Here is a 15887-nt window from a genome sequence, read left to right on the forward strand (position 1 = left end):
TTCTATAATTCAAAACGCAGACATGGTTCCAATGGTCAGCGTTCTCCATTAGATTATGAAAAGGCCCATCAAAAGATGGTTAGGTGTGTCTAGAATTTTGGTGGCTATTCAGTCAGGCCAAAAACAAGAGGAGCTTTTAGAGAATAAATTAGATATCTCAAGTCTTTTCGCTAGTGATTTAGAAGAGTTAAATCCTAATGAAGTTAGAGCTTTAAAATTTATTGCTCAAAGAGCACCTGTTGATCTTGTTGATACAATCGATACATGTGGAGAAGATGTAGTCACAAACCTGCTTCATAAACGACTAATCATTAAAAGTGGTATTAGATTAAATATTTATTGGGATATTTTTAGAGAATATATATTAACAGAGAGTATTCCTATTATTTCTCTTCGCTATTTACCATCAAATGATTTTCTTGCTATCTGGAATGTAGCGCAACATTTAACAGGCACTCCAATTTCCATTCCCGAATTGGAAATTAAAACGAATTTATCTGATGGTACTATTCAAAATATTGGTACAGACTTACTGACATTTGGCATTGCAGTAAGGGAGAATAGCCAATATTCATTGTCAGAGGAAATATTAGCTACAGGGAATTCCATGGAAAGTATTCTCTCATTAATGAGAGAAAAATTTAAAAAACATATTATTACTTTAAGTTTAAAGGACTTACCTAACGGTACAAATATTACTTTGGCTTTCTTTATAGACTTAATGAAAAGTATTTACTCTAACAATGATTATGCAGATAAAACATGGAGATACTATGCTATCAGAATGTGTAAATGGCTAGAAATTACGGGCTTTTTATCTCGGTCAATTGAAACATACACATGGTTTTATAAAGATATAGGTTCTGTAAAAACATCTGTCAGTAACGTTAGACGCCAGCAATCTTCTTTTTTCATACCAAGAAATAGTCCTCAATTAACTATAAATATTTATAATGAACTTAAGGGTAAGAAAATTTCTGAATACAAAAATGGTAGTAGTAATGCCAAAGCTGTGGAAATTTTCAAGAGATATAATTTAGTTGATGATGATAATAAAATTAGAGATGTTGAAGATATCGAATCTTATCTTTACGATGCGATTTCAAATGAGTTAAGTATCCAAGAAACCATATTAATAAAGAAACTGTATTCAGGAACTAAAAAATTAACTGCATCATTCGTTGGGCAGCTCCTGAGGGATAAGCATGATATTAAGTGGGCTGAAGGTACTGTGGAGTATGCAGGTAAAAAGCTAAACAGTTGGGCTAGCTGGTATGAAAATTTCGATTTATAAATTTTGGATACCAATTACCTTCAAGCCCTCCCACCTAACAGAACTCAAACCTTTGATAATCTAGTTTTCATCGATTAGGTATTTAACAATGAGTAAATGAGATGTTTTCTGGGGAGTAAGTAATTTATCTCCCCCTTCAACTATTTAATCTATGGCTAAATAGACAACTATTTCATCGACTACTGCTCTGGCAGTTCTAGAAACCCCAATTAATGTTGCCGATGTCATGCCTGTCCATTCACCATAACCAACTAGCCAGATGGTCTGCAAAATACAATCCATTAAATAAGCTAGTTAAATTTGAAAAACTGCTGTAAACAATTCATTTTAGATTAAGAATTTAGCAATAATATTAAATAAACCAATATACGTATCAGTAAGTTTGAGAGACAAATGTGATCACTAACTTTTTATTCAGGCTAACTTCTTCAGTACACCACATTTTTCCACTGTACATAACCCATCACAAGTCTTTCTTATTTCTAATAGCTGCTGTATGAGTTTCTGCTGATTCCGAATATTTTCCTCTACATCGTTAATATGTGAATCGATAAGCTCATTCACATCAGAACAATTTAGATTAGGTAGATCCTTATAATTTAGTAATTTTTTGATTTCAATTAAGTTCATATTCAAAGAACGACAATTCACAATGAATTTCAACCGATCAATGTAATCTTCAGTATATAGTCTATAGTTACCTTGAGTTCGATCAGGTTGCGGGATTAGACCTTCTTTTTCATAAAACCGTATTGTCAGTACTGAGCACGACGTTTTTTCAGAGAGCTCTCCTATCTTCATAAACATTAGAAATACTCAAAATCCAACTTGACTCTATAGTAGCTATAGGGATTTTAATATGCAATAAGTAAAGATATGACTATGGGCACATCAATGAGTGGTTGCGGTTGTAATAAAGAAAATTCTTGTGAAGACACTAAGCAAAATCAAAATGAATCAGAAACAAATTCTGGTAACAGTAAAGATTTAACTGCTGAAGAAAGTAAAAGTTCTTGTTGTGGTAATGAATTACCACAACAATCTAAGCCAGATGAAAAAGATCCTTGTGCTAGTACTCAGCCATGTTCTACGCAGTCAAACTCATGTTGTACCCCAGATTCGATAAGTTCACCTGAGACAGTTAATGATAATGAGGATGTAGCGACTTTCATCAGTGACTATAAAATCCCTAAAATGGATTGTTCCGCAGAGGAACAAATGGTTCGGATGACTTTATCTTCTTTGGTAAATGTTAAGAGGCTAGTTTTTGATTTGCCGAATCGAAACCTAAAAGTTATGCATAATGGTAAAAGTAATGAAATCACTGCAAAACTTGAAGCTCTTGGGTTTGGAGCAAAATTAAATAAAACTGAAGCCTATGTAAATAAAGAGCATGCAAAAGAAATCAGTACGTTTCTGATTCCGAAAATGGATTGCTCTGCTGAGGAGCAAATGGTTCGTATGGCATTGTCTCCAGTAAATGAGATCAAAGGACTAACATTTGATTTACCTAATCGGAAATTGAAAGTTTTTCATAATGATGGTCTTAATGAAATTACTAGCAAACTTGAAGCACTTGGTTTTGGAGCCAAACTTGAAAGTACCGCCACCTCTGTGGGTGAAATGCCTGAAAAAGCAGATACGTCTGAACAAGCAAAAGTTTTAAAAATTCTTTTAGCTATTAATGCTGCACTTTTCGTTATTGAATTTATTAGTGGACTAATTGCTGCATCTACAGGGTTAATCGCAGACTCTCTTGATATGTTTGCAGATGCTGCTGTTTATGGGATTGCACTTTATGCTGTAGGTAAAGCTGCAAAGTATCAAGTTAAAGCCGCGCATTTTGCGGGTTGGATTCAATTATTTCTCGCAATAACTGTAATTGTCGATGTAATTAGACGTTTTGTATTAGGTAGTGAGCCTGAATCTTTATTAATGATTGTAATCGGCTTTTTTGCACTAATTGCGAATGTTGCCTGTCTTTATCTAATCTCTGGACATAAAGATGGTGGAGCACATATGAAAGCAAGTTGGATTTTCTCAGCTAATGATGTGATTGTGAATCTAGGTGTAATTATTGCTGGCTTCCTTGTGGCTTTGACAGGTTCCGCATATCCAGATCTTGTTATAGGAATAATTGTTTCGCTTTTCGTACTTAACGGTGCTCGAAAAATTTTGGCATTGAAATAAGAGTATTAAAAATGAATTTATTCCAAGTTAAACCAAACGACTTTGTCAAAATTGTTGACCTAAAAAAAGGTAACCAATATTTAGATAAAAATGATCCAGTTCTCGAACGACTTGAATTGTTAGGTTTCAGAATTGGTGAAACTTTACAAGTTCTAGCTAAGGGACTTTTCGGTGGTGATCCAGTATTGGTTCAAATTGAAACTTCTCGATTTGCGTTAAGAAAGAATGAAGCTGAACGAATTTTTGTAGAGATTGTTTCAAATGAACAGTAAAAATATTGCACTTATTGGTAACCCAAATTGTGGGAAAACATCTCTCTTTAATACTTTAACAGGTACTCGTCAAAAAGTAGCTAATTATGCTGGTGTTACTGTTGAGCGGAAAGAAGGTTTCTTTAAACTACCTTCTGGTGAATCAGTTCGGGTTTTAGATTTGCCCGGCACATACAGCTTAAAGCCTACGAGTCTAGATGAAGAGGTAACAAGGGCTGTATGCTTAGGTGAGCTTGAGGGTGAGGTCCTACCTGATATATATGTATGTGTGGTTGATGCCACTAATTTACATTTACATTTAAGTCTTGTGCTTGAAATAAGGGCATTGAATCGACCAATGCTTCTTGTTTTAAATATGATGGATGAGGTCAAAAAGCGTGGTATTTCGATAGATATTAATAAGCTATCAGAATTGTTGGGTATCCCTGTTATTGAGGCTGTTGCCGTTAAAACTAAAGGCGTGCAAGAACTACTAAATCAATTAGATCAAAAAAATCTATTTGTCACTCCTTATCATTCTGATCTGAATCATTTTGATCAGATTAAAAATATTACTAAACAGGTAATTTTAAAAAATGATAATGGTGATGCAAGAACAGCTTTCTTGGATAAAATTTTCTTACATCCTGTACTTGGTTTAGTCATCCTAACGCTTACCATGTTTGTCATGTTCCAAGCCGTTTTTATCTGGGCACAACCTTTTATCTCATTAATTGAAAATGCAATTGCTTGGTTAGGTAATACAATTGGCCCGCTTATTACTCATCCATTACTTAGAAGTCTTATTGTTGATGGGGTAATCGCTGGATCGGGTAGTGTTTTGGCTTATATGCCGCAGATCCTTATCTTATTCTTCTTTATTTTAATTCTAGAAGAATCAGGTTATTTGCCACGAGCAGCATTCCTTTTGGATAAATTAATGTCCAAAGCTGGTTTAAGTGGACGTTCCTTTATTCCACTATTGTCTAGTTTTGCCTGTGCTATCCCTGGTGTCATGGCAACACGAAGCATTAGTTCGGAAAGAGATCGCCTAGCAACCATTATGATTGCACCATTAATGACTTGTTCTGCAAGATTACCTGTTTATGCTTTGCTGATTGCGGCATTCATTCCAAACAAATTAGTTTATGGTTGGTTAAGTCTACAAGGTTTAGTTCTTTTTGGACTATATATGGCTGGCATTGTTTCAGCATTATGTGTTTCTTTATTTTTGAAACTAGTTAGAAAAGATAAGACAGAAAGTATTTTTATCTTTGAGTTGCCTACTTACCGATTACCAGATATTCGAAACGTTGCATTAGGACTTTATGATCGAGCTACGATCTTTTTAAAAAGGGTTGGTGGCATTATCGTAGCATTATCTATATTGCTTTGGGTGTTGGTTACGTTCCCTCAACCACCTGAGCATGCCACAATGCCTGCTATCAACTATAGTTTAGCTGGACAACTTGGACACATTATTCAGCCTATATTTGCACCTATCGGCTTTACTTGGGAAATCTGTATTGCATTAATTCCTGCTATGGCTGCAAGGGAAGTTGTCATTGCTGCTTTAGGTGTAATTTATGCTATGTCTGGAGATGAAGATACTGTAACTCAAACATTGTTGAGTCAAATCTCTGGTCCTGATGGCTGGGGGCTAGCTACAGGGATGTCATTATTAGTTTGGTACATTTTCGCACCACATTGTCTTGCAACATTAGCGACCATTCGTCGTGAAACTGGTAGCTGGAAACAGCCTGTTATTATGGCGACTTACTTATTTGGGCTTGCGTATTTCTTTGCCTTCATTACATATCAGCTTATTAGTAGACTTTAATCAAAATAAGAATGTTTCATAAAGAAAAATGGATGCCTTTGCATCCATTTTTCTTTTAAGTATTAAACTGATTATGAGCTTTTTTTCACAGCAATAATAATCTGACTCTCACCCTCTATTTTTAATTCGAAGTCAACCTTCTCCCCTACAGTTAAACCATTTAATAATGCTGGATCTGCAACTTTAAAGCCCATAGTCATTGCAGGCCATTTAATTGCAGGAATTGCTTCATGGTCGAGTGTTAGAATATTTTCTTTCGTATCAATAGCAGTAATCACACCAACAGCTTGAGCTGTTGCAACTGTAGATGACTCTTTACTCATCTGCTCCATCGGTGCTTCCGCTTTCTTTTGCTCTGATGCCTCATTTTTGCTACATGCAGTTAACGCAGCAACAGTTGCAACAAGAGCCACAATTTTCATAAATTTCAACATAATAAAACCTCTTTTGACGAAATAACAAAACGATCAATGTGTTGATAGTTTTCTTTTGATTAAAAGCTGATATGCAGCCGGGATAACAAACATTGACAGTAGAGGAGCTGAAATCATGCCCCCAACCATAGGTAAAGCAATACGGCTCATCAATTCAGAACCTGTCCCAGTCCCTAAAAGTATAGGAATTAAGCCTGCCAAAATGACGGCAACCGTCATGGCTTTAGGACGAACGCGTAGTACAGCTCCTGTTCGGATTGCATCATTGAGTTGTTGCTCTGTTAAGGATGCCGTTGAAGAAGATAGGTTTTGCTGTGCATGTTCAACTGCTTGCTTCAAGTAGAACAACATGACTACACCAAACTCAGCAGCAACACCTGCAAGGGCGATAAAACCAACTGCAATCGCAACTGAAAAGTGAAAACCGCTCAAATACATGGCCCATATACCACCAATTAAAGCAAAAGGTAGCGTTGCCATAATCAGAACTGCATCTTGTACTTGTCTAAAAATCAAATAGAGCAGTAGAAAAATAATCATCAATGTAATTGGAATGACGACTTTTAAGCGAGCATTCGCACGCTCCATGAACTCAAACTGTCCTGAATAGCTAATGCTCATGGCAGAGGAGCGTTTTACTTTTTGGTCAATAGACTGCTTCAACTCTTGCACAACTGAAGCTAAGTCACGTCCTTGTACGTCTACATAAACCCAACCACTTGGACGGGCATTCTCACTTTTTAGCATTGGAGGGCCATCTGTAATTTGAATATTGGCAACACTACTTAATACAATTTGTTGTCCAGATTCAGTTACAATCGGTAAATTTCTCAAAGCTTCCAGTGAATCTCGAATCTCTCGTGGATAACGTACATTAATGGGATATCTTGCTAATCCCTCAACAGTTTCACCAATATTTTCTCCACCAATCGCGGATGATACAATTTTCTGCACATCGTTGATATTGAGACCATATCGTGCAGCCTGCATACGGTTAATATCGACATCAACATATCGACCACCTGTGAGTCGTTCAGCTAAAGCCGAGCTAACACCGGGTACCTGTTTAGCAACTTGTTCAATTTGCTGTGCTACCCGATCAATATCTTGCAGATCATTTGCTGAAATCTTAATCCCGATTGGACTTTTCACCCCAGTTGCCAACATATCAATCCGGTTACGGATAGGTGGTACCCATATATTCGTTAAACCCGGTACTTGGACTGCCTTATCTAGTTCTTTTACTAATTTGTCAGGTGTCATACCTGAGCGCCATTCAGACCGTGGTTTGAACTGAATCGTGGTTTCAAACATTTCTAAAGGCGCAGGATCTGTTGCTGACTCAGCTCTCCCTGCTTTACCAAATACTGTCGCAACTTCTGGAACCGTTTTAATCATTCGATCTGTTTGCTGTAACAGTTCTGAGGCCTTAGCTGCGGACAATCCTGGTAAAGCTGAAGGCATATACAGTAAATCACCTTCATCCATATTCGGCAGAAATTCTCCACCTAATCGCGTTAAAGGAAAAAGACTAATAAGGAAAATTAGCAATGCACCAAATAAAGTGGTCTTTGGATGAGCTAAAACCTGATCCAACATAGGTCGGTATATTTTGATGAGGAAACGGTTCAATGGATTACGCTGTTCTGAGGGTAATTTCCCGCGGATCCAATAACCCATCAAAACAGGAATCAGAGTAATGGATAAACCAGCTGCCGCTGCCATGGCATAGGTTTTGGTAAACGCCAGAGGCGAGAACAAACGTCCTTCTTGCGCCTGTAAAGTAAAAATAGGAATAAAAGATAAGGTAATGATAAGTAAGCAGAAAAATAAAGCAGGACCAACTTCACTGGCGGAACGGGCAATAATATTCCAGCGTGCTTGAGTTTCTAATACTTGATTGGGATGTTCATGCTGCCAAGTCTCTATATGCTTATGTGCATTTTCAACCATCACAACCGCTGCATCAACCATAGCGCCAATAGCAATGGCAATCCCCCCCAGTGACATGATATTGGCATTTAGGCCCTGATAGTACATGACTAAGAAAGCCGACAAAATCCCAAGTGGTAAAGAAACAATAGCTACCATTGCTGATCGTAAATGCCAGAGGAAAAGTCCACAGACTAAAGCCACGACAATAAATTCTTCAATTAATTTATGACTGAGATTCGCGACTGCCCGATCAATCAGTTTACTGCGATCATATACAGGAACAACCTGCACTCCTTTCGGTAAACTTTGTTGCAATTCAGCCAGTTTCGCTTTCACAGCAGTAATCGTTTCACGTGCATTCTTACCAGCCCGTAAAATCACAACACCACCAACAGTTTCACCTTGTCCATTCAGCTCAGTGATACCACGACGCATTTCCGGTCCGAGTTGAATTGTTGCAACATCACCTAAAGAAACAGGAACACCCAAACTATTTGTTCGTAGTGGAATCTGGCGAAAATCATCTAAAGTTTTTAAATAACCAGAAGCTCGTACCATATATTCCGTTTCAGCCATTTCAAGGACTGAACCACCAGTTTCCTGATTAGCCTTTTGAATCGCCTCAATGACATTGTTTTGTGTAACACCTAAAGCCGCCATTTTGCTTGGGTCTAAGACAACTTGATATTGCTTAACCATCCCCCCAATCGTGGCAACTTCAGCCACATTAGGTAATGTCTTTAGTTCATACTTTAAAAACCAGTCTTGTATGCTTCTCAGTTGTGCAAGGTCATGTTGTCCTGTTGGATCAACTAATGCATATTCATAAACCCAGCCAACTCCAGTAGCATCGGGTCCTAACGACGATTTTGCATTCGCAGGCATTTTTCCCTGGATCTGATTTAGATATTCCAATACACGAGAACGGGCCCAATAAAGATCGGTATGCTCATCAAAAATGACATAGACATAAGAATCACCAAAAAAAGAATAACCTCGAACAGTTTTAACACCTGGTACTGATAACATCGTTGTTGTTAAAGGGTACGTCACCTGATTTTCAACAATTTGTGGTGCCTGACCTGGGTAATTAGTTCTGACAATCACTTGTACGTCAGATAAATCTGGCAAAGCATCAACCGGTGTATTCTTTACAGCCCAAGTTCCCCAAGCAGCCAAAACTAAAGCTGCCAACAGGACAAATACACGATTCGCAATTGAAAAACGAATAATACGGGCAATCATAATGGTTCTCCCGTTTAGTTCTTCATAGATGTCATGGACATCTTGGAAATGTCAGAAATAACGTAAGCATCTCCAGTATGTGTAAACCCAAAACGGACCTGATCGCCTTGCTGAATTTGGGTAAATGGTTGAACTGGTTGTTTAAAGCTCATAGTCATAGCACCCCAACCCAACTCAGGAATAGCTTGGTGTGAAATGGTAATATCTTGATTTGTGACTTTTTCAACTTTACCAAGACCTTGATATGTTGACCTCTTAATCGTTTGAGATGATGCAATTGGTTGCCCAGTGTTGAGCTTATCCAATACGCCTTGCAAATTTGCTTCAGAATCAATCAGAAATTGTCCTGAAATCACTACTTTCTGACCAGCTTTCAACCCTTGCAGGACTGCAATTTTATTGCCATCACTTTGACCTAACTGTACAACAACAGGTTCAAAACGTCCTTGCTCATGCCCTACAATGACAACATTCCGAGTACCTGTCCGTATAACAGCTTGCTCTGGTATAACCAAACTGCTTTGGGGATTATTTATTATATTGACAGAAGCAAACATCCCTGGCTTAAGTTGACCACTAGGATTTGGTAATTCAATCCGAACTTTAATAGTTCTTGATGTTGTATCTAAGGTAGGCAAAATGTCGATAACTTTGCCAGCTACTTTTTGAGAAAAAGCAGCAAAATTGGCTTCTACACTCATACCTCGTTTGATTCCAGCAATTTGTTTTTCAGGAACGGCTGCCTCTAGCCAAATCGGGTTGATACCTTTAATTGTGGCCAAGGTTTGCCCCATAGCCAAAGCCATACCATTGCGGACTTCTAGTGAATCAATAAATCCACTAGTTGGAGCTTGCAAAGTTATATTAGATTGCACTCGACGAGTTCGCTCAACTTGATGAATCACATTTTGTGGTATTCCTAAAAGCTGTAAACGTTGACGGCTTGCTTGAATAAGGGAACGATCTCCCGTACGGAGCACAGCTAAAAATTCAGTTTGCTCTCCAGTCCATTCCGGTATTGAAATATCAGCTATAGGGCTTCCTTGCGTCACCATATCTCCAACAGCATGCCCGTACACTCGCTGGACAAAGCCACTTGCTCTAGTTTGTAAAATAGCTGTTTGCCGTTCATTTGCTTGTAATATGCCATTAGTAAAAATGGCATTTCCAATTACAGCCTGTTCAACTGTGCCGTAACGGATGGCTAAATTTTGTTGAAGAGTTGGATCTATTTTGACTGTAGGACGACTTTCATCCGTCATCGTAGTATTTTCGTCTGCATATTTAGGTACCAGTTGCATGTCCATAAATGGAGACTTGCCTGGCTTATCAAAATGCTGTTCTGGTTTCATTGGATCGTACCAATAAAGCACTTTAGCATCCTGCTTCTGGCTTACCGATGCCGATTGAGAACCCTCTTCCTGATGAGCAAACCAATATCCGGCACCGCCACCTACGACAAGACTAATTGTGGCAACTCCCATGACAGTCATTGCCAATTTATTTCTTAACATTATGGCTGCTCCTCAGCATGGTTTAAGGTCGGCTCTTCAAAGGCAAAATAAAGTTGTGCTGTTGTAATTGCTTGTTGTTGTTGAAGATCAATAAGTCGCAGCTGTTGTTCTAAAAGAGCTTGCCGGGCGGTAATGACATTGGACAAATTGCTTTTGCCTGCTTGGTAACTTGCTAACTGTAAACCCACTTTTTGTTTAGCGAGTGGAATACTTGTTTGCATCGCACGTCTAATTTGCTGATCAAGTGCATCAAGATCGGATAACCCATCATCTAGCATAGTGAGATGGTCACGGTATTGGACTTCTTGATCGGCGGTAATCCTGTTTTGTTCGGCTAAAGCTGCCTGCATGAGTGGACTACTACGTCTTTTTGAAAAGACAGGAAGCTCTGTTGTTAGTTGCACCCCGATCATATCGCCAAATTCGGGTGCTCGATGCTGATAAGCAAGTTCAATACCCCAATCTGGTTTCTGTAAAGCCTGAGCTTGCTTCAGTTTTGCTTCAGCAGTTAGCTTTTCAGCCTGAAAAGCTTTTAATTCAGGATGCTGATGCAAGTGATGATACAGCTTTGATGTATCAAGATGGATGGATGGAGCTTGGTCAGGTAAGGTTTCAATTTGAGAGGGATTTCCAGTTTGCTCTACACTTACCAACCGATGTAATTCTAGTTTGGCTTTATTTAAATCACGAAGTAAATCATCCTTCCGGTCAAGTAATACAGTGGCTTCTTGTTTTGGATCAAGTGCATCAGCAACAATTGTCCGACCGGATGTGACCTGTGTCTGTGTGATTTGAGAAAGTAATCGATTTTCTGAAAACAGTTCATCATATAGCGCCAATTTACGCTCAAGATAAAAGCGTTTAAGCCAAGCAGATGCGACTTTCTGACGTAACTCAATACGTAGAATCTCAGTTTGAGCAGTAGCTGAACCCAATTCAGCTTTTGCTAACTCGACCTCGGCTTGTCTTTTGGCGCGGTTTGGAAAATCTTGCATAACACCAATTTTCTGCATGGTCATGCCATCTTGTGTGACTGACCATGACGCATCACCAGATATAGGATAATTCTCCAAACCGAAAAATAATTTAGGGTTGGGTAAAATGCCAGAAGCTGAAACTACATTCTCAGCCCCTTCAATTCGAGCACTATTTGCTCTTAGGGTAGGTGCATATTGCTCAGCAAGCTTCATAGCTGTATTCAAAGTTAATGGCTCAGCATAAGCCTGACCATAGACCAGACAGAAACAGATAGTAGCTATTGGCCATCTCTTACGATGAGATTGCTTTTCTTTATAAATATTCATATTTTTTGCTCTAAAATGTTTACGCGCACGCGCAGAACATTCATAGAAAATTCTATGAATGATAGAGGACTATCAAATTAGTTAGAGCGTGGAGGCTTCCATAAACCCGAAGGGTATGGAGAAGGAAGATTTTGATCTAAAGAGTAAAAAGCTGAGCGCTCTATAGGAAAGGAAACCATTGAGTGCAAAATACCCTGAACGTCATTAGCATATACAAGCTTGGTAAAAGACATAATGCAATCTTGTTCAGACAGACAGGATGGATCATGCAGAGTTTTTTTGGACTTTGCTTCTCCTTTCATACAATCAGTATGCATCATATTCTGATTTTTCGACTCTTCCATTTGCATGGATTGCATCTGTTCAGATGGCATTAAACATCGTTTATGTACAGACGAGGCAACAGCAGCCGATCCTACTAACAGGATAGCAAACGATAAAAACAGCGATAGGCATGTTTTTAACCACTGCATAGACATAGACCAAATTTTAAGCTTTTTTAGTTTTACAGAATTGAATCGTAATAGCAACAATTTCATGAATAGTAGCCGAAACTACTATTCATGATTTCAAGTTATAGTATTTTAAAATACCAATTCGATGCCTGCACCATATTTCCATCCTTTTTCGGACTCAGTTGCTTCTTGCACGTTAGTTGCTTTTTGTCCTTTTTCATATTGGTAAGCAACATCCACAAAAGGTCTGACTCTTTTAGTGACTTCATATCGGGTTTTAATACCGGTTTTTAGTTCAGACAAACCTGATTTTGCAGCATAGTTAGAATCATCGCTAAATACAGCATCTACTTCAAGATAAGGTTGTGTGATCAATTTCTGGGTTAACAGGAAATCACGCTCGACTTCAAAGCTTGCCCCCCAAAAATTATTCTCACCACCGTACAAATAAGCTTGGGTTTCAAAGAAATATGGAGCTAATCCCAACACGCCAACAACACCATCAACCCGATCGCTGTTGCTGTTATTTTTATCTTCACTGTATCTCACCCCAGCCTGTACATCCCAAAAGGGTGCTACATTACGGCTATAAAGCGCAGATACATCATATTTTGGATCATGACTTTCTGCTTTATCCAAATTTGCTTCAATAAATAGGCGATTTTCATCTGTACCTATCAATGTTTCAATTTTCGATCCTAAAGCACCTTTGCCATCTTCATCCACAGTCCACTCATTCTCAAACTTAGTCATTTGGAAAACTTGTCCACCATGTTCTTTCAGATGTTTATCATGATTTCGGTTATTAGAAGTTTCGGCTTCCAGGCCTATACCATTATCTCCATCATTACCAGAAGTTGAATTTTGGTAAGTATTACGATCAACATAACCTAATCCACCAGGCTCTTTTAACAGCATTTTCATACTCTCGGACTGAGAGGATTTAGTACTACTATCCATGCTTTGAACAGCAGTATCATTTGCAAAAGCTACACCTGATAATCCAATTAAAGCTATAGATAAAAATGTCTTAGAATATATTTTTTTAGTGGTGCGCATGTTGATTTACCCCCTTATCATTAGTATTAGGTTGAGCAACAACATCTTTCGAATCAGTACTATTACTATCGACATTTGCCACAATAAGTTTATTCATCATTCCAGCAGACATGTGATAGAGCAAATGGCAATGGATAGCCCATTCACCTAACTCATCAGCCGTTAATAAAGTTGTAACTGTTTTACCTGGTGGAACAATTACTGTATGTTTATTCGGCATATTGCTAGGATCTTGGCCATTTTCCAGTTGCATAAACATGCCATGTAAATGCATTGGATGAGCCATCATACTATCGTTAACAAATTTCAAGCGTATACGCTCACCATATTTCACTTTAAATGGTTCAGTTTCATTAAACTTCTTACCATTAATTGTCCAAATATAGCGCTCCATATTTCCACCTAAACGAATTTCAATTTCACGTTCTGGAGCACGGGTATCTTTTTGGGGGGTTAAAGATTGTAAATCACTATATTGAAGTGCTTTTAGACCAGCTGGTGTTGATGCATTCGCCCATCCGTAAACCACTTGATCAGATCCAGAAGAGCTTACTGTTTTTGAAGGCATATCATGGTCCATACCTTTCATTGAAGACATATCATGGTCCATACCTTTCATTGAAGACATATCATGGTCCATTCCTTTCATTGAAGACATATCATGATCCATACCTTTCATTGAAGACATATCATGGTCCATTCCTTTCATTGAAGACATATCATGATCCATTCCTTTCATTGAAGACATATCATGATCCATACCTTTCATTGAAGACATATCATGGTCCATTCCCATATCTTCCATCGTCAGTAAAGCACGGGGACGAGGTGTCGGCATCGTAGTACTTTTTACAAGTGAAGTATTTTCATCATGTAATGTACCAATAGAAAAACCACTTCGATCAATAGATTCAGCTTCAATCTGATAATTTGCTTGTTTCGGTTCTACAATAACATCATAAGTCTCAGCTGTTCCTATCCGGAATTCATCCACTGGCACGGGTTTTACTGGTTGTCCATCTGCGCTGACTACTGTCATTTTCAGATTAGGAATTCTTACATCGAACAAAGACATTGCCGAGGCATTAATAAACCGAAGACGTACTTTTTCTCCAGCTTTAAAATTTCCAGTCCAATTTTGTTCTGGAGTCTTACCATTCATCAAGAACGTATACTTTGTTACATCAGACATATCTGTCTTAAGCATTCGCATCTGATTCCACATAGAGCGATCTTGCCATGTTGCTTTTAAGCCATCTTTTTTAATCTGTTTAAAAACATCAAAAACCGTTTCTCTTCTATTTTGGTAATAATCAGCCTCTTTTTTGAGATTACTCATAATTTGACCACTAGTCGAATTATGAAAGTCAGATAGTAGGACTACGTAATCTCTATCAGCCTTTTCTCCAGCTGATAAAGGTACTTTATTTTTTGGATAAATCACGAGGGGGCCATATAGGCCATCCTGTTCTTGTCCTTTGCTGTGTGAGTGATACCAATAAGTACCATTTTGACGGACTTTAAATTTGTATTCATAAGTTTTATTTGGTGCAATACCATCAAACTGATTAAATCCAGGAACACCATCCATGATGCCAGGTAAGATTAAACCATGCCAATGAATAGATGAATCTTGGTTCTTTAACTTGTTATGTACACGAATAACAGCATCATCACCTTCCTCAAACTCAAGAAGAGGTGCAACAAACTTACCATTTACCGTAATTCGCTTTAAAGGCTTACCTGTTATATTCACCGTCTGTTCAGCAATAGTTAAATCATATTCTTTAACCGCTGCCATAACCCAAGTCGACGAAAATAAACCGATTCCTATTAAAAAGACATGACTTAATTTTTTAGACATTTACTTCACCTATCGAATATCAAGATAAGGGATAAAACATGTTTAACTGCTTTACCCCCAATCTCTCATTTATCGTATTCTTTATTTATTTGATGTATTTGACATGTTCATTTTAGAGTGATCCATGTTCATCATATTTGAGTGATCCATATTTCCCATTTTAGAAGGGGCCATATTCATCATCTTAGAATGATCCATTTGGGACATATCGGACATTTTACTGTGGTCGTGCTGGCTATGGTCCTGTTGAGTTGTTTTATCATTCTTCATATCACAGGGTTTTTGACACTTACCTTGTTCTTTGATATCTGCTTGAACAGTAGTACTTACTGTATTGGTCTGTTTAGCCTCTGCAGCCCAAGACTGAGTTCCAGCGAACAAAGATCCAACACATAAAAAAGTAGTTAAACCACGACGAAATAAAGTTTTCATTTTTTGCTCCAAAATTAGCTTATATGAATACATTAAAGGCAGGCACTAAACATCTATATGACATGAAAAT

The 15887-nt window shown here is 38.0% G+C and carries 12 protein-coding genes and 2 pseudogenes; 4 read left to right on the forward strand and 10 right to left on the reverse strand.

The features are described 5' to 3' along the window. Positions 1–106: 106 nt before the first annotated feature. Positions 107–1294: pseudogene (locus WBW42_RS00005) on the forward strand (restriction endonuclease); the annotation flags it as partial. 144 nt (positions 1295–1438) lie between these two features. Here the strand turns inward: WBW42_RS00005 and WBW42_RS00010 are convergent. Together WBW42_RS00010 and cadR are read right to left on the reverse strand one after the other, a co-directional pair. Further along, a pseudogene (locus WBW42_RS00010) lies at positions 1439–1564 on the reverse strand (FAD-dependent pyridine nucleotide-disulfide oxidoreductase); the annotation flags it as partial. Between the two features lie 144 nt (positions 1565–1708). Beyond that, on the reverse strand, positions 1709–2101 hold the full coding sequence (gene cadR, locus WBW42_RS00015; protein WP_000480875.1) for a Cd(II)/Pb(II)-responsive transcriptional regulator: 393 nt from the start codon (positions 2099–2101) through the stop codon (positions 1709–1711). A gap of 75 nt (positions 2102–2176) precedes the next feature. Here cadR and WBW42_RS00020 point away from each other — a divergent pair, with 75 nt between their 5' ends. Genes WBW42_RS00020 through feoB form a run of 3 tightly spaced genes read left to right on the forward strand, consistent with a single transcriptional unit; the run spans position 2177 to position 5575 of the window. Beyond that, on the forward strand, positions 2177–3484 hold the full coding sequence (locus tag WBW42_RS00020; RefSeq protein ID WP_024436903.1) for a cation efflux transmembrane domain-containing protein: 1308 nt from the start codon (positions 2177–2179) through the stop codon (positions 3482–3484). Positions 3485–3495: 11 nt separating this feature from the next. Then, positions 3496–3756 carry a FeoA family protein gene (locus WBW42_RS00025; RefSeq protein WP_001048216.1) on the forward strand — a complete coding sequence of 87 codons (261 nt, stop codon included), beginning with the start codon at positions 3496–3498 and terminating at the stop codon, positions 3754–3756. After that, positions 3746–5575 carry a ferrous iron transporter B gene (gene feoB, locus WBW42_RS00030; RefSeq protein WP_001086233.1) on the forward strand — a complete coding sequence of 610 codons (1830 nt, stop codon included), beginning with the start codon at positions 3746–3748 and terminating at the stop codon, positions 5573–5575. Before WBW42_RS00025 ends, feoB begins: the two co-directional genes overlap by 11 nt. 71 nt (positions 5576–5646) lie before the next feature. On the opposite strand, the gene WBW42_RS00035 is transcribed toward feoB, so the two are convergent. From WBW42_RS00035 to WBW42_RS00070, 8 genes are all read right to left on the reverse strand, one after another. Next, a complete protein-coding gene (locus tag WBW42_RS00035; RefSeq protein WP_004738155.1) occupies positions 5647–6009 on the reverse strand; it encodes a copper-binding protein in 363 nt (120 codons plus the stop codon). Between the two features lie 33 nt (positions 6010–6042). Then, positions 6043–9189 (reverse strand): efflux RND transporter permease subunit, encoded by a 3147-nt coding sequence (locus WBW42_RS00040; protein ID WP_284105095.1) that lies wholly within the window; start codon positions 9187–9189, stop codon positions 6043–6045. Between the two features lie 14 nt (positions 9190–9203). Beyond that, complete coding sequence (locus WBW42_RS00045) at positions 9204–10703, reverse strand: efflux RND transporter periplasmic adaptor subunit (protein ID WP_032007074.1); 1500 nt, start codon at positions 10701–10703, stop codon at positions 9204–9206. Further along, on the reverse strand, positions 10703–12007 hold the full coding sequence (locus WBW42_RS00050) for a TolC family protein (protein WP_032056124.1): 1305 nt from the start codon (positions 12005–12007) through the stop codon (positions 10703–10705). Before WBW42_RS00050 ends, WBW42_RS00045 begins: the two co-directional genes overlap by 1 nt. Before the next feature lie 77 nt (positions 12008–12084). Next, on the reverse strand, positions 12085–12546 hold the full coding sequence (locus WBW42_RS00055; RefSeq protein WP_000771473.1) for a hypothetical protein: 462 nt from the start codon (positions 12544–12546) through the stop codon (positions 12085–12087). A 45-nt stretch (positions 12547–12591) separates the two neighbouring features. Next, positions 12592–13521, reverse strand: coding sequence for a copper resistance protein B (locus WBW42_RS00060; RefSeq protein ID WP_005079045.1), 930 nt, complete (start codon positions 13519–13521; stop codon positions 12592–12594). Then, positions 13508–15385 (reverse strand): copper resistance system multicopper oxidase, encoded by a 1878-nt coding sequence (locus WBW42_RS00065; protein ID WP_032048914.1) that lies wholly within the window; start codon positions 15383–15385, stop codon positions 13508–13510. The genes WBW42_RS00060 and WBW42_RS00065 overlap by 14 nt, the downstream gene beginning before the upstream one ends. 81 nt (positions 15386–15466) lie before the next feature. Then, the gene (locus WBW42_RS00070; RefSeq protein WP_032007071.1) at positions 15467–15817 is read right to left on the reverse strand and encodes a hypothetical protein; all 351 of its coding nucleotides are present in this window, start codon (positions 15815–15817) and stop codon (positions 15467–15469) included. Positions 15818–15887 lie beyond the last annotated feature (70 nt).

The organism is Acinetobacter sp. LT1 (genome assembly GCF_059800965.1).